Source organism: Amycolatopsis sp. NPDC051102, assembly GCF_040682815.1.
Taxonomy (GTDB): domain Bacteria; phylum Actinomycetota; class Actinomycetes; order Mycobacteriales; family Pseudonocardiaceae; genus Amycolatopsis.
In genome coordinates this window covers 50,593-73,510 of the sequence record NZ_JBFBBT010000011.1, presented here as the reverse complement: position 1 = coordinate 73,510, position 22,918 = coordinate 50,593, and the positions used below count along the sequence as shown (strand labels likewise).

The 22,918-nt window shown below is 71.0% G+C and carries 28 protein-coding genes; 8 read left to right on the top strand and 20 right to left on the bottom strand.

Annotated features, from left to right (window positions below):
• Nucleotides 1-15: 15 nt before the first annotated feature.
• Nucleotides 16-1,803, bottom strand: coding sequence for a cytochrome c oxidase subunit I (gene ctaD, locus AB0M93_RS28220; RefSeq protein ID WP_364278256.1), 1,788 nt, complete (start codon nucleotides 1,801-1,803; stop codon nucleotides 16-18).
• Nucleotides 1,804-1,937: 134 nt separating this feature from the next.
• On the opposite strand from ctaD, the gene AB0M93_RS28215 reads away from it, so the two are divergent.
• On the top strand, nucleotides 1,938-2,753 hold the full coding sequence (locus AB0M93_RS28215) for an aminoglycoside phosphotransferase family protein (RefSeq protein ID WP_364278253.1): 816 nt from the start codon (nucleotides 1,938-1,940) through the stop codon (nucleotides 2,751-2,753).
• Here AB0M93_RS28215 and AB0M93_RS28210 read toward each other — a convergent pair.
• On the bottom strand, nucleotides 2,741-3,502 hold the full coding sequence (locus AB0M93_RS28210) for an alpha/beta hydrolase (protein ID WP_364278250.1): 762 nt from the start codon (nucleotides 3,500-3,502) through the stop codon (nucleotides 2,741-2,743). The two genes, AB0M93_RS28215 and AB0M93_RS28210, sit on opposite strands and share 13 nt — an antisense overlap.
• Between AB0M93_RS28210 and AB0M93_RS28205 the strand changes: the two genes are divergently transcribed.
• Nucleotides 3,501-4,040 carry a GNAT family N-acetyltransferase gene (locus tag AB0M93_RS28205; protein ID WP_364278247.1) on the top strand — a complete coding sequence of 180 codons (540 nt, stop codon included), beginning with the start codon at nucleotides 3,501-3,503 and terminating at the stop codon, nucleotides 4,038-4,040. The genes AB0M93_RS28210 and AB0M93_RS28205 overlap by 2 nt on opposite strands.
• A gap of 163 nt (nucleotides 4,041-4,203) precedes the next feature.
• Here the strand turns inward: AB0M93_RS28205 and AB0M93_RS28200 are convergent, their stop codons facing one another.
• The 3 genes from AB0M93_RS28200 to AB0M93_RS28190 form a co-directional block, all read right to left on the bottom strand.
• Entirely contained in the window at nucleotides 4,204-4,512 is a 309-nt protein-coding gene (locus AB0M93_RS28200; RefSeq protein ID WP_364278243.1) for a hypothetical protein, read from the bottom strand.
• Nucleotides 4,513-4,837: 325 nt separating this feature from the next.
• Complete coding sequence (locus AB0M93_RS28195; RefSeq protein WP_364278240.1) at nucleotides 4,838-5,938, bottom strand: NAD/NADP octopine/nopaline dehydrogenase family protein; 1,101 nt, start codon at nucleotides 5,936-5,938, stop codon at nucleotides 4,838-4,840.
• Between the two features lie 93 nt (nucleotides 5,939-6,031).
• Entirely contained in the window at nucleotides 6,032-7,156 is a 1,125-nt protein-coding gene (locus AB0M93_RS28190) for a nucleotide pyrophosphatase/phosphodiesterase family protein (protein WP_364278237.1), read from the bottom strand.
• Nucleotides 7,157-7,243: 87 nt separating this feature from the next.
• Between AB0M93_RS28190 and AB0M93_RS28185 the strand changes: the two genes are divergently transcribed.
• Nucleotides 7,244-7,456, top strand: coding sequence for a zinc ribbon domain-containing protein (locus AB0M93_RS28185; protein WP_310967078.1), 213 nt, complete (start codon nucleotides 7,244-7,246; stop codon nucleotides 7,454-7,456).
• On the opposite strand, the gene AB0M93_RS28180 is transcribed toward AB0M93_RS28185, so the two are convergent.
• Entirely contained in the window at nucleotides 7,453-8,571 is a 1,119-nt protein-coding gene (locus tag AB0M93_RS28180) for a PLP-dependent transferase (RefSeq protein ID WP_364278234.1), read from the bottom strand. The two genes, AB0M93_RS28185 and AB0M93_RS28180, sit on opposite strands and share 4 nt — an antisense overlap.
• A gap of 58 nt (nucleotides 8,572-8,629) precedes the next feature.
• Here AB0M93_RS28180 and AB0M93_RS28175 point away from each other — a divergent pair, with 58 nt between their 5' ends.
• Nucleotides 8,630-9,106 (top strand): Lrp/AsnC family transcriptional regulator, encoded by a 477-nt coding sequence (locus AB0M93_RS28175; protein WP_364278231.1) that lies wholly within the window; start codon nucleotides 8,630-8,632, stop codon nucleotides 9,104-9,106.
• A gap of 2 nt (nucleotides 9,107-9,108) precedes the next feature.
• On the opposite strand, the gene AB0M93_RS28170 is transcribed toward AB0M93_RS28175, so the two are convergent.
• Nucleotides 9,109-9,633: an adenylate kinase gene (locus AB0M93_RS28170; RefSeq protein ID WP_364278229.1), complete on the bottom strand. Its 525-nt coding sequence runs from the start codon at nucleotides 9,631-9,633 to the stop codon at nucleotides 9,109-9,111.
• Nucleotides 9,617-10,081, bottom strand: coding sequence for an Lrp/AsnC family transcriptional regulator (locus AB0M93_RS28165; protein ID WP_364278226.1), 465 nt, complete (start codon nucleotides 10,079-10,081; stop codon nucleotides 9,617-9,619). The genes AB0M93_RS28170 and AB0M93_RS28165 overlap by 17 nt, the downstream gene beginning before the upstream one ends.
• A 94-nt stretch (nucleotides 10,082-10,175) precedes the next feature.
• Between AB0M93_RS28165 and AB0M93_RS28160 the strand changes: the two genes are divergently transcribed.
• Genes AB0M93_RS28160 through tsaA form a run of 3 tightly spaced genes read left to right on the top strand, consistent with a single transcriptional unit; the run spans nucleotide 10,176 to nucleotide 11,847 of the window.
• Nucleotides 10,176-11,015: an LLM class flavin-dependent oxidoreductase gene (locus AB0M93_RS28160; protein ID WP_364278223.1), complete on the top strand. Its 840-nt coding sequence runs from the start codon at nucleotides 10,176-10,178 to the stop codon at nucleotides 11,013-11,015.
• Entirely contained in the window at nucleotides 11,012-11,440 is a 429-nt protein-coding gene (locus tag AB0M93_RS28155) for a nucleoside deaminase (protein WP_364278220.1), read from the top strand. The genes AB0M93_RS28160 and AB0M93_RS28155 overlap by 4 nt, the downstream gene beginning before the upstream one ends.
• Nucleotides 11,437-11,847: a tRNA (N6-threonylcarbamoyladenosine(37)-N6)-methyltransferase TrmO gene (tsaA, locus tag AB0M93_RS28150; RefSeq protein WP_364278217.1), complete on the top strand. Its 411-nt coding sequence runs from the start codon at nucleotides 11,437-11,439 to the stop codon at nucleotides 11,845-11,847. Before AB0M93_RS28155 ends, tsaA begins: the two co-directional genes overlap by 4 nt.
• Here tsaA and AB0M93_RS28145 read toward each other — a convergent pair whose 3' ends face one another.
• From AB0M93_RS28145 to nucS, 10 genes are all read right to left on the bottom strand, one after another.
• The gene (locus AB0M93_RS28145; protein ID WP_364278214.1) at nucleotides 11,848-13,617 is read right to left on the bottom strand and encodes a 3-hydroxybutyryl-CoA dehydrogenase; all 1,770 of its coding nucleotides are present in this window, start codon (nucleotides 13,615-13,617) and stop codon (nucleotides 11,848-11,850) included. It lies immediately after the preceding gene.
• A 119-nt stretch (nucleotides 13,618-13,736) separates the two neighbouring features.
• A complete protein-coding gene (gene dhaM / locus AB0M93_RS28140; protein WP_364278211.1) occupies nucleotides 13,737-14,408 on the bottom strand; it encodes a dihydroxyacetone kinase phosphoryl donor subunit DhaM in 672 nt (223 codons plus the stop codon).
• Nucleotides 14,405-15,034 (bottom strand): dihydroxyacetone kinase subunit DhaL, encoded by a 630-nt coding sequence (gene dhaL / locus AB0M93_RS28135; protein WP_364278208.1) that lies wholly within the window; start codon nucleotides 15,032-15,034, stop codon nucleotides 14,405-14,407. Before dhaL ends, dhaM begins: the two co-directional genes overlap by 4 nt.
• Nucleotides 15,034-16,035 (bottom strand): dihydroxyacetone kinase subunit DhaK, encoded by a 1,002-nt coding sequence (gene dhaK, locus AB0M93_RS28130; protein WP_364278206.1) that lies wholly within the window; start codon nucleotides 16,033-16,035, stop codon nucleotides 15,034-15,036. Before dhaK ends, dhaL begins: the two co-directional genes overlap by 1 nt.
• Before the next feature lie 67 nt (nucleotides 16,036-16,102).
• A complete protein-coding gene (locus tag AB0M93_RS28125) occupies nucleotides 16,103-17,095 on the bottom strand; it encodes a DUF3558 domain-containing protein (protein ID WP_364278203.1) in 993 nt (330 codons plus the stop codon).
• Nucleotides 17,096-17,142: 47 nt separating this feature from the next.
• Nucleotides 17,143-17,427 (bottom strand): hypothetical protein, encoded by a 285-nt coding sequence (locus AB0M93_RS28120; RefSeq protein WP_364278201.1) that lies wholly within the window; start codon nucleotides 17,425-17,427, stop codon nucleotides 17,143-17,145.
• A gap of 9 nt (nucleotides 17,428-17,436) precedes the next feature.
• Nucleotides 17,437-19,134 carry a sodium:solute symporter family protein gene (locus tag AB0M93_RS28115; protein ID WP_364278198.1) on the bottom strand — a complete coding sequence of 566 codons (1,698 nt, stop codon included), beginning with the start codon at nucleotides 19,132-19,134 and terminating at the stop codon, nucleotides 17,437-17,439.
• 211 nt (nucleotides 19,135-19,345) lie between these two features.
• Nucleotides 19,346-20,122 carry a hypothetical protein gene (locus AB0M93_RS28110; RefSeq protein ID WP_364278195.1) on the bottom strand — a complete coding sequence of 259 codons (777 nt, stop codon included), beginning with the start codon at nucleotides 20,120-20,122 and terminating at the stop codon, nucleotides 19,346-19,348.
• Between the two features lie 384 nt (nucleotides 20,123-20,506).
• Entirely contained in the window at nucleotides 20,507-20,713 is a 207-nt protein-coding gene (locus AB0M93_RS28105; protein WP_364278193.1) for a DUF1653 domain-containing protein, read from the bottom strand.
• 1 nt (nucleotide 20,714) lies between these two features.
• Entirely contained in the window at nucleotides 20,715-21,374 is a 660-nt protein-coding gene (nucS, locus tag AB0M93_RS28100; RefSeq protein ID WP_285985896.1) for an endonuclease NucS, read from the bottom strand.
• Between the two features lie 37 nt (nucleotides 21,375-21,411).
• On the opposite strand from nucS, the gene AB0M93_RS28095 reads away from it, so the two are divergent.
• Nucleotides 21,412-21,957, top strand: a complete 546-nt coding sequence (locus AB0M93_RS28095; protein ID WP_364278189.1) for an NUDIX hydrolase — start codon at nucleotides 21,412-21,414, stop codon at nucleotides 21,955-21,957.
• On the opposite strand, the gene AB0M93_RS28090 is transcribed toward AB0M93_RS28095, so the two are convergent.
• Both AB0M93_RS28090 and AB0M93_RS28085 read right to left on the bottom strand, forming a co-directional pair.
• A complete protein-coding gene (locus tag AB0M93_RS28090) occupies nucleotides 21,929-22,393 on the bottom strand; it encodes a DUF2867 domain-containing protein (protein ID WP_364278187.1) in 465 nt (154 codons plus the stop codon). The two genes, AB0M93_RS28095 and AB0M93_RS28090, sit on opposite strands and share 29 nt — an antisense overlap.
• Nucleotides 22,390-22,890 carry a helix-turn-helix domain-containing protein gene (locus AB0M93_RS28085; RefSeq protein ID WP_364278184.1) on the bottom strand — a complete coding sequence of 167 codons (501 nt, stop codon included), beginning with the start codon at nucleotides 22,888-22,890 and terminating at the stop codon, nucleotides 22,390-22,392. Before AB0M93_RS28085 ends, AB0M93_RS28090 begins: the two co-directional genes overlap by 4 nt.
• Between the last annotated feature and the right edge of the window lie 28 nt (nucleotides 22,891-22,918).

The following is a 22,918-nucleotide window of genomic DNA, read 5'->3' as shown; positions in this document are numbered from 1 at the left end:
TCACTCGATCAGGTGTTACTTGTCGCCCTGCTCGCTCGCGTTGTCGTTGGAGTGGTCTCCGGGGATCACCGCTTCGGTGAGCAGCTGCGACGGCGCCGCGTGGCTGTTGACCTTCTGCTTCCCGAAGAAACCGATCTCACCCTCGTTGTGGATGCGCTCGATCATGTGCGGGTAGTGCAGCTCGAACGCGGGCCGCTCGGAGCGGATCCGGGGCAGCTCGGTGAAGTTGTGCCGCGGCGGCGGGCAGGAGGTCGCCCACTCGAGCGAGTTGCCGTAGCCCCACGGGTCGTCCACCGTGACGATCTCGCCGTACCGGTAGCTCTTGAAGACGTTCCAGATGAACGGCAGCGTCGAGGCACCGAGGATGTACGCGCCGATCGTGGAGATCGTGTTCAGCGTGGTGAACCCGTCGCTGGACAGGTAGTCCGCGTACCGGCGCGGCATGCCCTCGGCACCCAGCCAGTGCTGGACGAGGAACGTGCCGTGGAAGCCGATGAACGTGGTCCAGAAGTGCCACTTGCCGAGCTTCTCGTCCATCATCCGGCCGGTGATCTTCGGGAACCAGAAGTAGATGCCGGCGAAGGTGGCGAACACGATCGTGCCGTAGAGCACGTAGTGGAAGTGCGCGACGACGAAGTAGCTGTCCGACACGTGGAAGTCGATCGCCGGCGCGGCCAGCAGGATGCCGGTCAGGCCGCCGAAGAGGAACGTGACGATGAAGCCCATCGAGAAGATCATCGGCGTCTCGAAGGACAGCTGGCCCTTCCACATCGTGCCGATCCAGTTGAAGAACTTGATGCCGGTCGGGACGGCGATCAGGAACGTCATGAAGGAGAAGAACGGCAGCAGCACGGCGCCGGTGGCGTACATGTGGTGCGCCCACACCGCGACCGACAGCGCCGCGATGGCCAGCGTCGCCCAGACCAGGCTCTTGTAGCCGAACAGCGGCTTGCGGCTGAACACCGGGAAGATCTCCGACACGATGCCGAAGAACGGCAGCGCGACGATGTACACCTCGGGATGGCCGAAGAACCAGAACAGGTGCTGCCAGAGGATCACGCCGCCGTTTTCGGGGTCGAACACGTGCGCCCCGAGGTGCCGGTCCGCCAGCAGGCCCATCAGGGCCGCGGTCAGGATCGGGAAGGCGAGCAGGATCAGGATGCTGGTGACCAGGATGTTCCAGGTGAAGATCGGCATCCGGTACATCGTCATGCCCGGCGCGCGCAGGCAGACCACGGTGGTGATCATGTTGACCGCGCCGAGGATGGTGCCGAGACCGGACACCACCAGGCCGGAGATCCACAGGTCCGCGCCGACGCCCGGCGAGTGGATGGCGTCCGACAGCGGGGTGTAGGCGAACCAGCCGAAGTCGGCGGCGCCACCCGGGGTCAGGAAGCCCGAGATCACGATCAGGCCGCCGAAGAGGTACAGCCAGTACGAGAACGCGTTCAGCCGCGGGAACGCCACGTCCGGCGAGCCGATCTGCAGCGGCAGCACGAAGTTCGCGAAGCCGAAGAGGATCGGGGTCGCGTACAGCAGCAGCATGATCGTGCCGTGCATGGTGAACAGCTGGTTGTACTGCTCCTGCGACAGGAACTGCTGCCCGGGCCGCGCCAGCTCGGTGCGGATCAGCATGGCCATCGCGCCGCCCGCCATGAAGAAGGCGAACGACGTGACCAGGTACATGATCCCGATCTGCTTGTGGTCCGTCGTGCGGAACAACCGCAGCAGGTACGAACCCTTGACCGACTCGCGCGCGGGATACGGGCGCGTCGCGATCGGCTTGGGGGCTACGGCCGTCACTCCTGCCTCCAACACTGAAACCTTGTGGTGGTCATCGTCGCGCCACCGGGCCCGGGAGACCCCGATCCGGCGGCTTAGGGGGATCGTAGCCCTCGCTACCGACAGTCGCGCGCACCGGCTGGCAAGATCGGGGCGTGGCCGACGACTACACCCGCGCGGCGGTGCGCGCGGCCCGCGCCGTGACCGCCCGGCTCGGCCTGCCCGGCCACGACCCCGAAGTACTGCACGAGCGGTCGAACGTGCTGGTGAGACTGGGTCCGCTGGTCGCCAGGGTGCCCGCGACGACCCGGCTGCTCCGGCCGGAACCGGCGCCCTGGCTGGCGCGCGACGTCGCCCTTTCGCGGTTCCTCACCGACCGTGGTGTGCTCGTCGTCTCACCCACGACGGATCCCCCGGCCGGCCCGCATTTCGCCGACGGCCTGCCGGTCACGCTCTGGCACCACACCCCGCACGATCCGGCCCACCGGTACGCCCCGGACGTCGTCGCGCGCTCCCTCGCCGAGGTGCACGCGGCCCTGCGCGAATACCCGGGCGAGCTACCCCGCCGCGGGCCGCTGGACGACCTGGAGCGGGTCCTCGGCCGGTACGACCTCGACCCCCGCCTGCGTGCGGAAGCCGCGCGGATCGAAGCCGGGCTGCCGGACGGCGCCGTCCAGCCCCTGCACGGCGACGCCCACCCCGGCAACCTCATCGCGACCGCGGCCGGACCGTGCTGGCTGGACTTCGAGGACGCCTGGCGCGGGCCGCTCGCCTGGGACCTCGGCATCCTGGCCCGGCAGGGCGGCCCGGAGTACCTGGCCGCCTACCCGGGCTCCGTGTCCGAGGAGTCCCTGCGCGCGTACACGCGGTTGCGAGAACTCTTCGCCGTCGCATGGCGCTTCGTGATCGCCCAGCGCTTCCCGCAACGGCTTTCCGAAGCCCGCTCCGCGCTCGCTGCCTACTTCTCGTGAGTCGCCGGGTACCAGGACAGGATCGCCTCGACCACGCCCGCGGGGTCTTCGAGCGGGGTCAGGTGACCGGACCCCGGCAGCACCACGAGCGTCGCACCGTCCATGACCTCGACGATCGCGCCGGCCGCGGCCACCGGGGTGATCGGGTCCTCCTCCCCGACGATGACCAAGGCGGGAACGCCGGATTCCCGCAGCAAGTCGCGCGAATCGGGCCGGGTGCGCAGGGCGAGCGCCGTCCACGAGATCCCGGCGGGCGGCTGGGACTCGATGATCTCGCGGACCGTCTCGACGAGCTCAGGACGCTGCTCCCGCGTGGATTTCGCCAGCAGGTTCGGCAGGTTCTCGTCGGCGAGCCAGGTCTTGATGCCTTCGTTCCCGACGCGCGCCGCGACGTCCAGCCGCGTCTGCGCGGCCTCGGGCGTGTCGGGCGTGGCCTTGGTGTCGATGAGCACGAGCCCGCCGATGCGCTCCGGCGCGAGCCGCAGCACGGCCATCGCGAGGTAGCCGCCCATCGAGCAGCCGCCGAGCACGACGCGGTCGAGGTCCAGCCGGTCGAGCAGGGCGACGACGTCCCGCGCGGCGTCTTCCAGGTTCGGTTCGCGATCGGTCTCCGGCAGCGGCGAGCGGCCGAGCCCGCGCTGGTCCGGGGTGATCACCCGAAGGTGTGAAGCGAGGGGCTCGCGCACCGCGTTCCACATGCGGGAATCCAGGGGGAAGGCGTGGAGGAGGACCAGCGGCAGTTCGGTCATGCGCGTCATTTTGTCGGACCCCCTCGCTAGCTTCGCCGATGTGTTCACCGACATCGAAACCGGCCGGCTGCTGCTGCGTCCGCCCCACGAGGCGGACCGGCAGGCGATGGTCGACATCCACACCGACCCGCGCACCAACCGCTTCCACCCCGACCCGCCCGACGTCCCGCGCGCGTCGGCGATGTTCTCGGAGTGGCTGGCGCACTGGGCCGAGCACGGCTTCGGCTACCCCGCGGTCCTGGAACGCGGCGGCACCGAAGTGATCGGCATGTGCGGCGTGCGATGGCGCGAGTTCCACGGCGAGAAGGTGCTCAACCTCGGCTATCGGTTCCGGCCGTCGGCGTGGGGCAAGGGATACGCGGCCGAGGCCGGGCAGGCGGTCCTCGAGTGGTGCGCCCGCGAACTGCCGTCGGTACCGGTGCTGGCGAGCGTGAGCATCGCGAACAAGCCATCCCTGCGGGTAGCCGAGCGCCTCGGCTTCACGGAGTACACGGAGGAGATGTACGACGGCGCGATGTCACGGCACTACCGGCGCTGAGCCAGCCGTTGTTTGACAACTCCAGAGCGAATCGCCCACCAGCCCCGGGGCCGGCCCGAGGTGCGCCCGGCCGGAGGGGCCGCCGGGGCGGGGAATGGCTGGCGGCGCAGCGGCCGGCGTGGACCGGACTCACCGGCGTCGGCTGGTCTGTCTGGAACCAGACCTACCAGCGGCGGTGCGGCCGCCGCCGTGCCCGCGCTTCCCAGCAGGCCCGGTGCCAGTGCCGGCGGTCGGCGACCGAACCGGTCTCGTCGGCCGGCCAGACGACGAGGTGCGGCGTTCCCGGCCGGATCTCGTGGTCGCAGCCGGGACAGCGGTAGACCTTGGTGGCCTGGCTTCCGGGCACCGTCCGCACGAGCCAGTCCCCGTCGGTGCCGGACTCGGCCCGGGCCCACCCGGTGGCGGCCCCGAGCTCCCGCTCGGGCGGCGGCCCGCCGTCCGAGCGGCGGCCGGGACGGTTACGTCGTGGCACACCCGAACGGTAACGGCCCCCGCTCACCCGCCCGCCTCCCGCCAGCCCCTCCACCCCGCAAACCGCCCCCGGACACGCGAACCAACCCCCTCGGCACGCAAGTCGTCCACCCAGGCACGCGAACCGACCGCCTGGGTACGCAAACCGACCCTCCCGGTACGCGAGCCGACCCGCCAATCACCCGTGATGCCCCTCCAGTCACGTGTGATGCCCCTCCAATCACGCGAGATGTCCCTCCAATCACGCGAGATGTCCCGCCAATCACACGTGATGCCCGCCCGATCACGTGTGATGCCTTCCCCATCACACGAGAACCCGCGGGAACTCAAGCCGCGCGGCCGGTCACCCGCTCCCCGGACCGCAGCCGGCCCAGGATGGCGTCGTGGGCGAGGCCGTCCCAGCCGAGCCGGCGCAGGGTCCGGCCGGTCCGGCGGAAGTCCTCGCCGCCGAGCACCGACATGATCGTGATCGCCGCGTCGACCATCGGCGTCGCCACGCCCGCGCACCGCGCCAGTGCCTGCAGCGGCACCAGCGTGGAGCGGATGTCCTCGGTGAGAAAACGGTGGTCGAGGCTGGTCGGCGCCGCGATCGTCCGGTACGGCTCCACGGTCCGCAGCGCGTCGAGCAACGTCGTGGCCGGGCAGCCGTAGTAGCGGTCGAGGACCTCCGTCATGGGCAGCAGCCGGGCCCCGTAGGCGTGCGCGACGGCGGCGAACTCGGCCTCGGTGCGCTCGAGCAAGGCGATCGTGCGCGACGAAACGCCTTCGACGTAGAAGAGCAGCTCCTCCGCCCGGTCGATGGTGCCGAGGTTGGCCAGCGCGATCGGCACGTGCGCGACCGCGCCGAAGTCGTGCAGGCCGCGTTCCACCGGGTTGCGCGCGACCTCCAGCATCGGAAACCAGTCGCGCAGCAGCCCCGCGTGCCGGGCGACGGCGGCCGCCGTGCTGCCGGAGATCAGGTTCCAGCCCTTGACGCCCAGCACCGTGACACCGCCGGTCCCGGACGGCCGCGCGGCGAACAGCGCGTCGGTCTCGACGACGTCGACGTCCGGCGCTCCGGCGGCAGCGAGCCCGTGGGCGAACTCGACACTCCCGCAGAGCTTGCTGGAAAACAGCACCACCACCTGCCCCGGACGCAGGAACGGTGCCAGCCGGGCGGCGACCTCCGGATAGGCCGTGGTCACGGTGGCGACCAGGACGACGGCCCGCCGCGCCAGCCCGGCCGGGTCCGACGTCACCTCCCGGAGCGGGAACCGCCCGTCGAGCACGCCGTGCGCGACGATCTCCCGGCGGCGCGCGATCTCCCCCACAGCCGAAAGATCCCGCGTGTAGAGGTGCACAGGCAGCTCCCGCGCGGCGAGGTAGGCCGCCACGGCCCGTCCCTCGCCGCCCGCCCCGACGACCCCGATCCCGTCCAGCACGCTCATTCCGCCCACTCCCGTCAGTCCGGTACGCAGTGGACAGGTCGGCACGGGGACGGTGAAAGTTCCCGCCGGAGCACGTTCCCGGAAACCGGCGGGTCAGCCCTGGGCGAGCCCCAGCGGAACCAGCTGTTCGGCGGTGGTCAGCGAGCCGTGCTGCCCGATCAACGACGTCTCGACGGCTTCCGCGAGCCCGCGCACCATCCCGAACCGGCCGCGGGCCGCGGCGACGACGTCCCCGATGCGCGGCAGCACCCGGTCGCTGACCGTGTGCCCGAACCAGCCCTCGGCGACGGCCTCCTCCCGCGAACGCACCCAGGCCCGCTCGCCCAGCACCGCCCGCCAGGCCGCGAGGACGTCCGCGGCCGCGCCCGGCTCGGTGTAGACGTGCCGGGCCCGGACCTCGCCCCCGAACGTCCGGACCCCGGACAGCAGCTCGGGCACGTCCTCGAGGTCGAGCTTGTCGTCGACGGCCACCATCCCGTGGTCGGCCACCACCGCGAGCAGCGCGCCCGGCGGCAGACCGTCCACAAGGGACTCGACGAGCCGGTCGACCTGCCGCAGCTGCATCCGCCAGGCGGCCGAACCGGGGCCGTAGACGTGGCCGAGCAGGTCGAGTTCGCTGTGGTAGGCGTAGCAGAACGCCCGCCCGTCCAGCATCGACAACGTCCGCGCGGCGAGGTCGCCCAGCGCGTGCACCCCGGCGTACTGCGCGCCGCTCTGGGTGGCCAGGGTCAGGGCCGTGTCGCGGAACTTGGCCGACGACACCACGGCGGCGTCGATGCCGGCCGCGGCGGCCCGCTCGAACGTCGTCGGCAGGGGCTGCACTTCGCGGGGCGGGAGGGCGCCGCGCAGATCGGTGCCGTCTTCGTGGCTGCACCAGCGCAACGCGTTGAGCACGCCCGTGCCGGGCATCTCGAACGTGTAGCCGACCATGCCGTGCTCGCCCGACGCGAGCCCGGTGCCGATGGCCGCGACGCCGGCGGCAGTCGTCGAGGGGAAGCCGACGCGCAGCGGCTCGCGGGCGAGCTCGGCCAGCACCGGGGCGTCCGCGGCGTGCTCGGCGAGCAGCTCCCAGCCGAGCCCGTCGACGAGCAGGACGCCGGCACTGCGCACCTCCGGCAGCGCCAGCGTGTTCGCGCAGCCGGGCACCCCGAGCGCGGCGAGCAGGGACGGGACGACCTGGCCGAGGTGCGGGACGTCGGCGAGCGGAGGCGGCTGCACGCGCTCAGCTTCCCACCGATCGGCGCCGGCGGGAGCCTGGGACGGCCGGGGATGGCCACGGCGGGCGCCTCCGGCGATAATCACGGCATGCCGACCTACGCCTACCGCTGCCGCGAGTGCACCGAGACGTTCGAGCTCCTGCGCCCGATGAGCGAATCCGGCGCGCCGGCCACCTGCCCGGAGGGCCACGCCGACACCGTCAAGCTGCTCACCACCGTCGCCCTCACCGGGGCCGCGAGCGGTCCCGCGGCCCCGGCCGGTGGCGGCGGTGGCTGCTGTGGCGGCGGCTGCTGCGGCTAGAGCGCCTTCAGCGCCTGCTCCAGGTCGGCCCACAGGTCCTCGACGTCTTCGAGGCCGGCAGAGAGCCGGATCAGCTGGTCGGAGACGCCGGCGTCGTGGCGGTCGCCCTCGTCGACGATCCGGTGGCTGATCGAACCCGGGTGCTGGATCAGCGTGTCGACGCTGCCGAGGCTGACCGCCGGCGTGATCAGCCGGACCGCGCCGATCAGGGCGTGCGGGTCGCCGTCGACCTCGAACGCCACCAGCGGCCCGCCGATCCGCGGGTAGTGGACGGCGGTCACGGCCGGGTGCTCGCCGAGGCGCGCGGCCAGCGTCGCCGCCGTCGCGGAAGCGGCGTTGACGCGCAACGGGAGCGTCGATAGTCCGCGTAGCAACAGATATCCGGCGAGCGGGTGCAGCACGCCGCCGGTGGCGAAGCGGATCTGGCGCAACCGTGCGGCTTCTTCGGCGTCGCACGCGACGATCCCGCCCATCACGTCGCCGTGGCCGCCGAGGAACTTCGTCGCGCTGTGCAGGACGATCCGGGCGCCGTGGTGCCCGGGGCGCTGCAGGATTGGGGTGGCGAACGTGTTGTCCACCAAGAGCGGCACGTCGCCGCAGGCGAGAGCCAGCTCGGCGATGTCGGCCTCGGCCAGCGTCGGGTTCGCCGGCGTCTCGACGAACACCAGCCCGGTGTCCGGCCGGACCGCGGCGGCGACGGCGTCCGGTGCGGCCCAGGTGACCTCGGTGCCGAGCAGGCCGGACTCGAGCAGGTGGTCGCTGCAGCCGTACAGCGGCCGGACGGCGACGACGTGCCGCTTTCCCTGCGCCACCGCGGAAAGCAGGCAGGCCGAGACGGCGGCCATCCCGCTGGCGAACGCGACGCCGTGCTCGAAGCCCTCGAGTTCGGCCAGCGCGCGCTCGAACCGTTCGACGGTCGGGTTGCCCACCCGGCCGTAGATCGGCGGGCCGTCGAGCTCGGCGCCGGCGGCGAAGGCGTCGATCCGGGAGGCTTCGGCGGCGCTGTCCCGGGACGGGTAGGTCGTGGACAGGTCGAGCGGAGCGGCGTGCACGCCGAGATCCGTGAGGTCGTCACGGCCGGCGTGGACGGCTCGCGTGCGCAGCGAGGAAGTCATGCCAGCATGGTCGAGCTTTCGCCGGATCAAGGGCAACAGTCTCGGATATCATTCGGCGATGTCCGCTTCCGTCGAACTGAGCCCGGTCGATCTCCAGATCCTGCGGCTGCTGCAGAACGATGCCCGGATCACGAACAAGGACCTGGCGGCCGCGGTCGGCATCGCGCCGTCGACGTGCCTGGACCGCGTCGCCCGGCTGCGGGACAGCGGCGTGATCACCGGCCAGCACGCGTCGGTCGACGCGGCCAAGCTGGGCCGTCCGCTGGAGGCGTTCCTGTTCGTCCAGGTCCGCCCGCACCGGCGGCCGCTGGTGGACCCGTTCATCGAGCACCTGCTGTCCCTGCCGGAGGTGCGCGCGGTCTACCACCTGACCGGGCCGGACGACTTCCTCGCGCACGTCGCGACCAGCTCGGCCGGCGAGCTGCAGCGGCTGGTCCTCGACGAGCTGACCGCACGGGACGAGGTCGCCCGCGTCCACACGAACCTGGTGTTCCAGCACTGGAGCGGCGGCCCGCTGCTGCCGCCGGGGGCCTGACGTCAGAGGGTCTCGAGCCAGCGGCGGGTCTGGCGCGGGGACGTCAGCCGGACGACGGCCGGGCCGGGTGGCTCGGCGGCCCAGGCGCGGATGCGCGCCCGCTTGCTCGCGAACGACTTGAAGTGCCAGCGGATGATCGAGTCGGCGGAAAAGACCTGGCGGAACGACTCGACGTTCCCGTTGCAGATCCGCTTGCGCGTCACCGCCCGTACCAGCGTCCGGCGCACCAGGCGGCCCAGCGAAAGCCAGCGCGGGTAGTCGAGGCCGACGATCAGCTGCGCGCGCGGCAGCACGAGGTCCTGCCACTTGCGGTAGACGGCGTCGAGGATCCAGCGTTCCTGCGCGCACACCTCGGCGACCCGGCGGCGCTGCTCGTCGTCGGGGGTCCCGACCCAGCCCGGCTGCCAGCCGATGTCGTCCGCGGCGTGGTAGGGCAGACCCGTCCGCTCGGCGATCCGGGCCGCGAGCGTCGACTTGCCCGAGCCCGTCACGCCGATGATGACGATGCGGTCAGGCATCGAGGTCACGGGCGGCCTCGCGTGGTCCGCGGTAGGGCAGGACCTGGCTGTAGACGAGGTTGGTGGTCGTGCTGCCGAACTGGGCCAGCTCGTCCACCGTCCGCTCGAGGTGGGCCATGGAGGCCGCGGCGATCTTGAGCGTGTAGCAGTCGTCGCCGGTGGTGCGCAGGCATTCGAGGATCTCGGAGCGCTCGCCGAGCAGCTTGTGCAACGGCTCGTGCCGGCTGCCCGGGTACTTGAGCCGGACCACGGCGAGCACGGAGTAGCCGACCTTGCCGAGGTCGATCTCCGCGCGGTAGCCGGTGATCACCCCGGTCGCTTCGAGCCGCCGGAGCCGTTCGGTCGCCGCGGACGCGCTGAGGTTCACCCGCCGGCCCAGTTCGGTGAGCGGCAACCGGGCGTCGCCCTGGAGCTCGGCCAGGATGGCCCAGTCCGTCTGATCGAGACTCTCGGTCATGGGCCGAAGATACCGTGGGATCCACGGCCGGAGCGGCCGAACGCCGTGATCGCTCCCTTCCGGATCCGGGCAAAACGTCGATAGCCTTTGCGGCGTGAAGATCGGCGTGAACGTCCCCAACTTCGGGCCCGGCACGGACCCGGGCGTGCTGCGGGCCTGGGCGCAGACGGTCGAGGGGCTCGGCTTCGACCTGCTGATGGTGTCCGACCACGTCGCCATCACGCCGGACGTCGCCGGGCAGTACCCGGCGCCGTTCTACGAGCCGTTCACGACGTTGTCCTGGCTGGCCGGGGTGACGCGGCGGGTGCGGCTGGGCACCACCGTGCTGGTGGTGCCGTACCGGCATCCGCTGCTGGTGGCGCGGATGGCGGCGAACCTCGACGCGCTCAGCGGCGGCCGGCTCGTGCTCGGCGCCGGGATCGGCTGGGCGAAGCAGGAGTTCGACGCGCTGGGCGTGCCTTTCGAGCAGCGCGGGAAACTCACCACGGAACACCTGCGGGCGATCCGCGCCGCATGGGCCGAGCGTGACGACTACCGGGCGGGGCCGATCCCGCTCTGGCTCGGCGGGCACAGCGACGCCGGGCTGCGTCGCGCGGTGGAGCTCGGCGACGCGTGGCACCCGCTGCGGCTGACGGTGGCCGGGTTCCGGGACGGCTTGGCGCGCCTGGAAAAGCTGGCCGGCGACCGGCCGGTGCCGGCCTTCGCGCCCCGGATCCTGCTGCGGGTGACCGGCACCCCGGTGACCGGGCCGGACCGGCGCGCCGGGGAAGGCACGCTCGACCAGGTCCTCGACGATCTGGCGCAGCTGCGGGCGCTGGGCGCGGACACCGTCGTGCTCGACCCGTTCGACTCGGACCCGGCCGAGACCCTCCGCCCGGAGGTGGCGTGGCGGGACCTCGCGGCGGTGGCCGCATCCTGGAAGGAGAACCGGTGAAGGACACCGAAGAAGCCCTGCTGCGGCGGGCGATCGAGCTGGCCCGCGAGGCGCGCGAGGAACACGGCAACCCGCCGTTCGGCTCCCTGCTGGCCGACGCCGACGGGAAAATCCTGGCCGAGGACCGCAACACGTCGCTGACCGACGACGACATCACGGCCCACCCGGAGCTGAAGCTCGCCCGCTGGGCGGCGCAGCACCTGGACCCGGAAACCGCGGCGGCCACGACGATGTTCACCAGCACCCAGCCGTGCGGCATGTGCGCCGGCGCGATCCAGCGGTCCGGGCTGGGGCGCGTCGTGTACGCGCTGTCGACGGAACAGTTCATGACGCTGCGCCCGCCGCTCACGTGGGGCGGCCCCGAGCTGGAGGGCCCGGCGCTGTTCGACGAGGCCCGCGTACCGGTCGAGGGCTACTACCGGTGACGGGCTACGAGGTGCGCCCGGTCGCCCGGGTGGAGTCGGCCCTGACCGACCTCGCCACCGCCCCGAAGCAGGGTGACGAGGGCGCGCCGCCGGCCCGCGTGGTGTTCGACCCGCAGTTCCACGCCGCGGCCGCCGACCTCCGGCCGGGCGATCGCCTGGTGCTGCTGACCTGGCTGCACGCAGCCGACCGCGAAGTCCAGGCGGTCCACCCGCGCAGCGACCCGGACCGGCCGCTGCAGGGCGTGTTTTCGACGCGGTCCCCGGACCGCCCGAACCCGATCGGCCTCCACACGGTCACGGTGACGGCCGCGGAGCACGGCACGCTCACGGTGACCGGCCTGGAAGCGATCGACGGCACGCCGGTCCTGGACGTGAAGCCGGTCCTCGGTGCGGTGACCGGGCGCTGATCAGTAGTCCTTGAAGCCCTTCCCGGTCTTGCGGCCGAGCCGGCCGGCCGTCACGAGGTGTTCGAGCAGCGGCGCCGGCGCGAAGCCTTCTTCGCGGAACTCGTTGTACAAAGTCCGCTGGATGGCCAGGGAAACGTCCAGGCCGACGACGTCCAGCAGCTCGAACGGGCCCATCGGCAGGCCGCAGCCGACCTTCATGGCGGTGTCGATGTCGTCCGCGCCCGCGTAGTGGGCTTCCAGCATCTTCACCGCGTCGTTGAGGTACGGGAACAGCAGCGCGTTGACGATGAAGCCCGCGCGGTCGCCGCAGTGCACCGCGTGCTTGCCGACCGTGGCGCAGACCGCGCTCGCCGTCGCCACCACGTCCGGGGCAGTCGCGATCGTCGACACCACTTCGACCAGCTTCATCACCGGGGCGGGGTTGAAGAAGTGGAGACCGACCACATCGGACGGCCGCGAAGTCGAGGCCGCGCACTCGATGACCGGCAACGAGGACGTCGTCGTGGCCAAGACCGCGCCCGGGCGGACCACCTCGTCGAGCGCCGCGAACACCGCCTGCTTCACCGAGAGTTCCTCGGCCACCGCCTCGACGACCAGGTCGACGTCGGCCAGCGCCTCGAAGTCGGTCACCGGGGTGATGCGGGCCAGCGCGGCCGCAGCGTCCTCTTCGGACAGCTTGCCCTTGACCACGGCCTTGTCGAGCGACTTCTTCACCTTCGCGACGGACGCCTGCGCCTTCTCCAGGCTCCGGGCCCGCAGCACGACGTCGAGGCCGCGCTTGGCGAACACCTCCGCGATCCCGGTGGCCATCGTGCCCGTCCCGACCACGCCGACCCGCGTCACCGGCCGCGGCGGCACCGAGTCCACAGTGGACGAAACGGCCGCGTCCGAGACCACGTTGGGCGAGTCCGGGCCGTCGTAGGTGTAGAAGCCCCGGCCGGTCTTGCGGCCGAGCAGGCCCGCGGTGATCATCTGCTTGAGCAGCGGCGCAGGCGCGTGCAACCGGTTGCGGGACTGGTGGTACATCGTGTCGAGGATTTCGTTCGCGGTGTCCAGCCCGATCAGGTCGAGCAGCGCGAGCGGGCCCATCGGGTAGCCGCAGCCGAAGCGCATCGCGGCGTCGAGATCCTCGCGCGTGGCGTAACGCTGCTCGTACATCCGCACCGCGTGGTTGAGGTAGCCGAACAGCAGCGCGTTGGCGATGAACCCGGCCCGGTCGCCGATCACCACCGGCACCTTGCCCAGCCGTTCGGCGAACTCGACGACTTCGGCGACCACGTCCGGCTCGGTCACCACGGTCTTCACGATCTCGACGAGCTTCTGCACCGGCGCCGGGTTGAAGAAGTGCATCCCGACGACCTTGCCGGGACGCGTGGTGTGCACGCCGATCTCGGTGATCGACAGCGACGACGTGTTGGACGCGAAGACGACCTCGGGCCGGGTGATCTTGTCCAGCTCGGTGAAGACGTCGGCCTTCGCCGTCAGGTTCTCCGGGATCGCCTCGATCACCAAGTCCACTTCGGACAGATCCGACAGCGACGTGCCGTAGCGGATCCGGCCCAGCAGCGCGGTCCGTCCGGCAGCGTCCAGCTTGCCGCCGGAGAGCGCGCGTTCGGTGGAGTGCTCGAGGTGCCCGCGGCCGCGGGCGATCCCGGCCTCGTCGAGTTCGACCGTGACGACGTCGAGCCCGCTGCGCGCGAGCACTTCGGTGATTCCGGAGCCCATGGTGCCCAGGCCCACCACACCGACCGTCGAGATGTCCCGCGCCATCGAGGCCTCCAGAGATGTTACTCGCTGGTAATTGGCCCCGATACTGCCACGCGGCACCACTGATGCCCAGACGGAATCGAGTCAGTACGGCTCAAGTCACCCGGTCGGCGACGGCGGTTTCATTCGCCGAAATCGCCGTCGACCAGCTCCTTCACCTTCTCCAGCGCGGCGGAAGCCTGCGGCCCGCGCGCTCGCACGCGGATCCGGTCGCCCTGCCGCGCGCCGAGCGACATGAGGGCGAGCACGCTTTTGCCGTCGGCCTCCTGGTCGCCCAGCCGCACGGTGACGTCGGCGTCGAACGCGCTCAGCGTGCGCACCAGCAACCCGGCCGGCCGCGCGTGCAAGCCGACCTCGTTGTGCAGCTCCAGCTCGATTTCGGCGCTGTCGGCGGCGGCCTCGGCCGGGGCCAGGTCCTCGGGGATCCCGGCCGTCGCGGCCGCCTCCGCCACCGCCTTGCGGTCCCGGCCGGCCTGCGCCGCGACCGCGGCCGCGATCGCGCCCTCGACCAGCGGGCCGTCCGCGACGATCGCGGCCGAGGGGTCGGCCAGCGACTCGACCGCGAGCTCGGCGGTCATCTGCGCGCTGCCGAGGTCGTAGAGCAGCACCACGCCGTCACCGTGGTCGGCTCGCTGGGTGGCCGCGACGACCTCGTCGTAGTCCGTGCCGATCGAGCCGTCGGTGAGGCCGCCCGTCGGCACGATGGTGACGTCCGGCGCCATCTGGGCGGCCAGCTCGGCCAGCCCTTCGGCGAGCTTCGCGCTGTGCGAAACGAGTACGATTCCCACGCTCACCGGGCGGCCTCCGCGAACGCCCGCAGCAGCAGCGCCGAGGAGCGGGCGCCGGGATCCATGTGCCCGACGGCGCGCTCGCCGAGGTAGGACGCCCGGCCCTTCCGCGGCACCAGGTCCACAGTGGATTCCGCGCCGGTGTCGGCCGCGTCGGCCGCCGCGGTCAGCACCGCGGTGACGTCCCCGCCGTCCGCGGCCGCCTTTTCCGCCGCCGACACCGCCGGGATCAGGGCGTCGACCATGGTCGCGTCGCCGCTTACGGCCTTGCCGCGGGCCTGGACGCCTTCGAGGCCGGCCCGCAACGCGTCCAGCAGCGCCGGGACGTCGAGGTCGGCCGCCGAGGCGAGCTTGGCCGAAGCGCGCAGGAAAGCCGTGCCGTACAGCGGCCCCGCGGCCCCGCCGACCTTGGAGATCAGCGTCGTGGCGACGAGCTTCAGCACGCCGCCGGGGGTGTCCGGTACGGCCGAGCCGAGCGCCGCCACGACGGCCGTGAAGCCGCGGTTGAGGTTCTCGCCGTGGTCGCCGTCGCCGATGGCCCGGTCGAGGTCGATCAGCTCCACGCGGTGCTCGGCGACCACCGCCGCGGCGGCACGCACCGCCGCCGCGACCCCCTCGGCCGTGCAGGCCATCAGAGCCCCCACCGCAGCGCCGCGGTGTTGACCGGGGCGTCCCACAGCTCGGTCAGTTCGTCGTCCAGTTTGAGCAACGTCAGACTCATCCCCTGCATCTCGAGGCTGGTGATGTACGGGCCGACCAGCCGGCGCTCGACCACGATCCCACGGTCGGCCAGCAGCCGCTCGGCGATGCCGTGGGCCAGGTAGAGCTCGACGAGCGGGGTGCCGCCCATCGAGTTGGTGAACAGGAGCACGCGGTCGCCCGAGGCGAACGGCAGGTCCGAGACGACCGCCTCGACCATCCGTGCCACCAGGGCGTCGGCCGGCTCGGCCGGGATCCGCTCGCGGCCGGGCTCGCCGTGGATGCCGATGCCGAACTCGATCTCGCTCTCGGCGAGGTCGAAGCTCGGGGTGCCGGCGTGCGGCACGGTCGGCGCGGTGAGCGCGACGCCGATCGACCGGACCTGGCCGATCACCTTCTGCGCCAGCGCGGTGACGGCGTCGAGCGAGTCGCCGCGCTCGGCGGCGGCGCCGGTGATCTTCTCCAGCAGCACCGTCCCGCCGACCCCGCGGCGGCCCGCGGTGTAGGTCGAGTCCTTGACCGCGACGTCGTCGTCGATCACGACGCTGCGCACCTCGAGGCCCTCGGCCGCGGCGAGCTCGGCGGCCGTCTCGAAGTTCAGCACGTCACCGGTGTAGTTCTTCACGATGAGCAGCGCGCCCGCGTCCCCGGTGGTCGCGGTGACCGCGGCCTGCACCGCGTCCGGGGTCGGCGAGGTGAACACCGCGCCTGGCACGGCGGCGGCGAGCATGCCCGGACCGACGAAGCCGCCGTGCAGCGGCTCGTGCCCGGACCCGCCGCCGGAGATGACGGCGACCTTGCCCGCGACCGGCGCGTCGGCTCTGATCACGACGTCCGGGTCGTACTGGACGCGGAGGACGTCGGCGTGCGCGGCGGCGATGCCCCGCAGCGACTCGGCGACCACGTTCGCCGGATCGTTGATGATCTTCTTCACGGCAGCCTCCGGCACATCGGCGGGTGGGGTGTCCCCTTCCTACCTCTCCGCGCGGCCGACCGCCAGATCAGGGTTTGGGCAGCTTGGTGACCACGTTCTTCGCAACGGTCACCGCCTTGCCGCACGGATCGGCGGTGCTGTCGTCGTAGCCCTGGTAGTCCACCTGGGCCAGTTCGACGTCGTCGCCCTGCCACGGCCGGTGCTGCCACTGCACCTTGCACCGCGCCGAATCCCCGGGCGGCGGCCGCTGGAAACCGGACACCCCGTTGCCGAGGTCCACCTTGGAGTAACCGTCGCCGACGATCGGCGGCAGCCCCGGCAGGAACCCGACCGTCACCGACGGGCCTCGGTCCCGCCACTCGCACGAGTGCAGACCCGTGGGTGCCGCCTTCGCCGCCGGCACGACGGAGGTCACCGCTGCCGCGTCGGCCATCGCGCACGGATCGGCGGTCAGCACGGTCCCCGGCGGCGTCGCGTACTTCTCCGGCGAATTGTGCAGCTTCTGGACGACGGCCTCGGCGAACGTCTGCCCGGGACGGCAGGGATCACCGGCGTAGGTGACCGTCACCTCGAGCGCCAGGTCCGGGTTCAACGCCGTCATCACCGCCACGCTGCAGTCGGTGTCGCCGGTCTTGTTCACCCGCAGCGGCAGCCCGCCGACCGCTCCGGTCGTCTTGTCGGCCCGCGGGGCCGTCGTGCTGCCGATCTCGAGCTGGAGCCGGATCTCCTTGCCGCCCGGGTCCTTCACCTTGTTGCGGCAGGAGTCGAAGGCGATCGAGGACGGCGACGGGTCGTCCTCGACCGTGCCGAGGCCCAGCGCCCCGAGGGCGTCCTTGGTCAGGAACTGGCACGGCTGGATCATGCGGAGCACGTCGGCCGCCACGGCGGCGTCGGTGATCGGGCCGTCGGCGACCTGGCCGGTGGCGGCCGCCGCGGGCACCGTCGTCCGGGCGAAGTTGGACTTGCCGAGGTCCGGCCCGCACGCCGTCAGCGGCAGCGCGAGCGCGGTGACCAGCAGGAACAGCTTCGGGAGACGGCGGCGCCGAACATCTGGGAACACGCCGAGCACGGTAGCTGCCGGTGCGCGCCGGTGTCCGGACAACCCGGTTATTCGCCGGCGACGGCCGTTGTGTCGTCGGTCTCGGGCTCCGCCGGCACGACGAGCGGCCGGACCAGGGCCCAGGTGGCGAACAGCGCGGCGACCACCAGCATGCCGATCCCGGCCCACAGGTTGATGTTGACGTCGGCCGCCTTCTTGATGTCGTCATCGGAGGTGAAGCCGATGCCCATGACGGTGAGGATGACGCCGTAGACGCCGATCAGCAGGGCGATGATCAGCCGGATGTCGAAGGCGCCGGCCTTGTGGGCGCGCGGCTGCGATTCGGTAGCCATTCCGGCCTCCTAGAAGATGGCGTTCAGGGCGATGGTCAGGACGAGCACGATGCCCGCGAGCAGGCCCGGCTTGCGGTACCAGCCCGCGTTCTCGCCGGTCGAGTCGTGCTGACGGGTTTCCTTCGGCGTGAGCGAGTAGACCAGGCCGACCAGCTCCTCGTCCGGCTTCGGCCGGGTGGCCAGCGAGACGATGACGCTCACCACGATGTCGACGACGAACGCGGTCCCGGCGGCGACGAAGCTGATGCCCTGGCCGGTCAGGCCCAGCACCCCGGCCTTCGACAGGCCCCAGACGGTGATCGCGGACGCCGTCCCGAGCACCAGGCCGCTCCAGCCGGCGTGCGGGGTCATCCGCTTCCAGAACATGCCGAGGATGAAGGTCGCGAACAGCGGGGCGTTGAAGAAGGAGAACAGGTCCTGCAGGTAGTCCAGGATGTTGCTGGACTGCGAGGCGATGAACGCCGTGCCGATCGCGAGGATCGTGCCGGCCGACGTCACGATCCGGCCCAGGTTCAGGTAGTAGTGGTCCGGCTTGTCCTTCTGGACGTAGGTCTGCCAGATGTCGTAGGTGAAGACCGTGTTGAACGAGCTCAGGTTGGCCGCCATGCCGGCCATGAACGACGCGAGCAGGCCGGCGATGGCGATGCCGAGCATGCCGTTCGGGAGCAGGTCGCGCATCAGCAGCAGAAGCGCGTTGTTGAACGTGACGCCGCTTTCGGCGGTGCCGCCGTCGAGCAGCACCTGCTTGTCCTTCACGTACTCGGACACGGTGACCGCGGCGATCATGCCGGGGATGATCACGATGAACGGGACCAGCATCTTCGGGAACGCGCCGATGATCGGGGTGCGCCGCGCGGCCGACATGCTCTTCGACGCCATCGCGCGCTGGACCTCGACGAAGTTCGTCGTCCAGTACCCGAAGGAGAGCACGAACCCGAGGCCGAACACGATGCCGAGGATCGACAGGATGTTGTTGCCGAAGCCGGTCAGGTTGTCGCCGGGCCACGAGTGCAGCTGCGCCGACCCGCCCGGGCTGTTGGTCACCTTGTCGACCAGTCCCTGCCAGCCGCCGACCTTGACCAGGCCGATGATCGTCAGCGGCACCAGCGCGATGACGATCACGAAGAACTGCAGGACCTCGTTGTAGATCGCGGCGGAGAGGCCGCCGAGCGCGGTGTAGGAGAGCACGATCGCGGCGGCGACGACGATCGACACCCACAGCGGCCAGCCGAGGAGCAGCTTGACGACGCTGGCGAGGAGGAAGAGGTTCGCGCCCGCGATCAGGATCTGGGCGGCGGCGAAGCTGACGCCGTTGACGAGGTGGGCCGGCTTGCCGAAGCGCCGCCGCATGAACTCGGGGACGCTGCGGACCTTCGAGCCGTAGTAGAAGGGCATCATCACGATGCCGAGGAACAGCATCGCCGGGATGGCGCCGATCCAGAAGTAGTGCACGGTCGGCAGGCCGTACTTGGCCCCGTTGGCCGACATGCCCATGACTTCGACCGCGCCGAGGTTCGCCGAGATGAACGCGAGGCCGGTGACCCAGGCCGGCAGCGATCGCCCGGAAAGGAAGAAGTCGAGGCTGCTCGACACCTGCCGCCGCGCCAGGTACCCGATACCGAGCACGAGCACGAAGTAGAACGCCAACTCGATGTAGTCGATCGCGCTCGCGTCGAGTCGCAGGTTCGCATCGGCTAGGACCAGCACCCGACCCACCTCCGGCAGTACTTCTTGGAACAACACAAGTCAAGCAGGACAACATCCGACAGGAATCACCAGCATCCTGTCGGATCCGGACAGTACTGCATGGATTCAGGGTCGGCACGCTGACGTGTCCACAATGGCCGGAAGGCGCGCCTCCCCCGGCCTTCACCAGGGGAAACGCGCCTTCCTCACGCGCCGCGGGAGCGGCTGGTCATCACCGGTCGGTCGGGACCGCGATCTCGCCTTCCTCGTCGATCAGCTTGGCGAGCACCGCGTCGGGCAGGTACGTCCGGTGCGGGAAGCTCGGGCCCCACGAGTTGAGGATCGGCACGGCGCCGAGTTCGTCGGCCCGCGGGTTGGCGAGCACCGCGTGGACGTCGTCGACCGACTTCGCCCAGCGGAACGCCTTGATGCCCTGCTTGGCCTCGGGGGTGTACTTCTCCCGCGCCTGCCAGTCGTCGTCGGCGTAGGAGTCGTCCCACAGGACGTGGCCGGCCTCCTTGAGGACCTCGGCCGCGGCCCGGACCGACGTGCCGTTGTCGTCGCCCGGGTTGGTCTCGGGCCATTCGTCGCGTTTCTTGCCCGCATCCCACAGCCAGCGGGCCGCGTACTCGCTGCTGTTGAACAGCGACATGCACCGGGACCAGCCGAAGCCGACACAGGCGCCTTCGCGGCCCTGGTCGTAGAACGCGTACAAGGCATCGGTGTCCGGCGTGCCGCCCGGTTCGAGGCAGACGCAGTGGCCGCCGCGGATGTGGCCGAGTTTCTTGACGCCGGCCTTCGCGATGAAGAACTCGCCGGAGGTCCCGTCCTGTTCCGGCTGGTCGAACGCCGAATACCAGTTGACCCCGAGCACGACCGGCGACCGGGTCGGGCGATCCTCCTCGGCCAGCGCACCGAGCGGATACCTTTCGACGTGCCGCCAGTCATCCGGAATGAACCGGCCCAGGCGCGGGTCGGCCGGATCGGAACCGAGTGGGCGATAACGCATGACTTCCTCCTCCGTGCAGGCGAAAACGCGCGCACACCGGCCGGCTGGCATGCGCACACGAGCTCGAAGGCGGACTGAAACGTTGGCACGACGCAGAAAGACGGCCGAGCGCACCACCCTCCGGCCACGCCGGACGCACCGGCGGAACCCCTCGATTCCGAGTGTCGCACGGCAACGGAGAATAAGATCCCGACCTCACCCGAACAGCGGAGGAATAGCGGCCACAAAATATCCACTCACTGCGCGGGCGCCTATCGGGTTAACGATTCCCTGGCGGAGCGGAAATCACCGAATCAGATACATCTGTTTCGGCATCGATTCGGTATCGGCACCGAGATCCGCCCGTTCGGGCAACCGGCGGGGCGATTTTTCAACGGTACGCGTTCAGTCCGCGACGCGCCGGAAGCGCGGCACCCGGCCGGCGGGCGTCTCGACCGTCCCGGCGAACATCGGCTCCGGGCGCACCCACAGCCCCCTTTCGCCGTAGAGCGCCCGGTAGACCACGAGCTTCTCTTCGGTCTCGCTGTGCCGGGCCACGCCGAGCACCTCGTATTCGCCGCCCTTGTAGTGGACGTACCGGCCGGGCTCCACGTCAGAACAGCCGGAATTCGTCGGACTCGATGCCGCGCAGCTCGTCGTAGTCCAGCGTCAGGCACCGGATGCCGCGGTCCTCGGCCAGCGTGCGGGCCTGCGGCTTGATGATCTGGGCCGCGAACACGCCCTGCACCGGGGCCAGCAGCGGGTCGCGGTTGAGCAGTTCCAGGTAGCGCGTGAGCTGCTCGACGCCGTCGATTTCGCCGCGGCGCTTGATTTCGACCGCGACCGAGCGGCCGTCGGCGTCGCGGGCCATGATGTCGACCGGGCCGATCGCCGTCGGAAATTCGCGGCGGACCAGGGTGTAGCCGTCGCCGAGGGTCTTGATGTGCTCGGCCAGCAGTTCCTGCAGGTGCGCTTCGACGCCGTCCTTCTGCAGGCCTGGTTCCGCGCCCAGGGCCTGGGAGTAGTCGTGGAAGACCTCTTCGATCGAGATCACCAGCTTCTCGCCCTGCTTGTTCTCCACGATCCAGAGCTTGCCGTCCTCGATGAGCCAGCACGGCGGGCTCATCCAGTTCAACGGCTTGTACGCACGGTCGTCGGAGTGCACCGACACCGAGCCGTCGGACTTGACGAGCAGCAGGCGGGTGGCCATCGGCAGGTGGGCGGTGAGCCGGCCGGCGTAGTCGACCTGGCACCGCGCGATCACGAGACGCACCCGAGGAGGGTAGGACAGGGTCGGTGATACTGGGCGCGTGGACCCCATTCAGCGTGTCGCGTCCCGCGAGGTGTACCGGAACAACTGGATGACGGTGCGGGAGGACGAGATCCGCCGCTCCGACGGCTCGGCGGGCATCTACGGCGTGATCGACAAGCCCACCTACGCGCTCGTCATCGCCCGGGACGGCGACCGGTTCCGGCTGGTCGAGCAGTTCCGCTACCCGCTCGGGCAGCGGCGCTGGGAGTTCCCGCAGGGCACCGCGCCGGACCTGGCGGACGTGCCGCCCGCCGAGCTCGCCGCCCGGGAGCTGCGCGAGGAGACGGGCCTGCGCGCGGGCTCGCTGGTCCCGCTCGGCAAGCTCGACGTCGCGGCCGGCATGAGCAGCCAGCGCGGCTGGGTGTTCCTCGCCACGGACATCACCGAAGGCGAGCCGGAACGCGAGCACGAGGAGCAGGACATGCGCAGCGCGTGGTTCGCGCGCGAGGACATCGACAAGATGATCCTCACCGGCGAGATCACCGACGCGCAGTCGATCGCCGCGTGGATGCAGCTCATGCTGGCCGAGCGGCACCGGCCTTGAGCATTCCCCGGATCACCAGGTGGTGGAACGGTTTGACGAGCGCGAAGTAGGCCGGGCCGACCCGGTTGTGGAAGTGCACGATGGTGCCGAGCCGGAAGCCGCGCGGCAGCGCTTCGACCGTCAGGTACCCGGTCAGGTGACTGTCGTCGACGCCGGCGACGAGGTACCGCTCGGGATCGCCGGACCGGACGGTGAAGAACGCCACACGGTCGCCGGGCGCGAACCCGACGTCCTCCGGCCGGAGGCGTCCGGTGCGCGGCACCGAGGCGGTGTCCAGCCGCAGTGCCTTGGCGAGCAGGTACCGGACGCCGAAGAGGGCTTTCACCCAGGCCGGCGACCAGCCGAACACGCCCGCGACGAACTCGCGCAGGCTGTTCTCGCTCTCGATCTCCTTGAATTCGACGTAGTCGGCCCCGTCGACGTACGGCTCGGTCATTTCCGTCTCCCCAGTACGAATTCCAGTACGTTCTTCAGCCCACGGCCGGTCAGCGGCGGCACGACCTGTGCCGCCCCGACGACGACCAGGTAGAGCGCCTGCGCAAGATCGGCGTCGCCGCTGATCTCGGTCAGGTAGGCCACGCGGGTGGCGTCCACGCGCTCCTGGACGGCCCTCGCCTCGGCGTCCTGCAGCGCCCACGCCCGGACGGCGATCTCCAGCTCCGGCCCGGGTCCCGGCGCGAGGACCAGGCTCAGCAACACGCTCAGCCGGTCTTCCCCCGCCCCTTCGGCCTGCTCCACGAACCGCGTGGTGCGTTCGGTTTCGAAGTGCTCCAGCAGCGCGGTGCGGTAGCCGCCCATGCCCTTGAAGTGGTGGTAGAACGAGCCCTTCGACAGCCCGAGGCGTTCGGTGAGCCGCTCGATCGTCACCGCCGGCGCACCCTGTTCCGCCAGCAGCACCAACCCCGCGTCCAGCCAGTCCCGTTTGCCCGCCATGGCCATACCATACCGTATGGTACGGTCC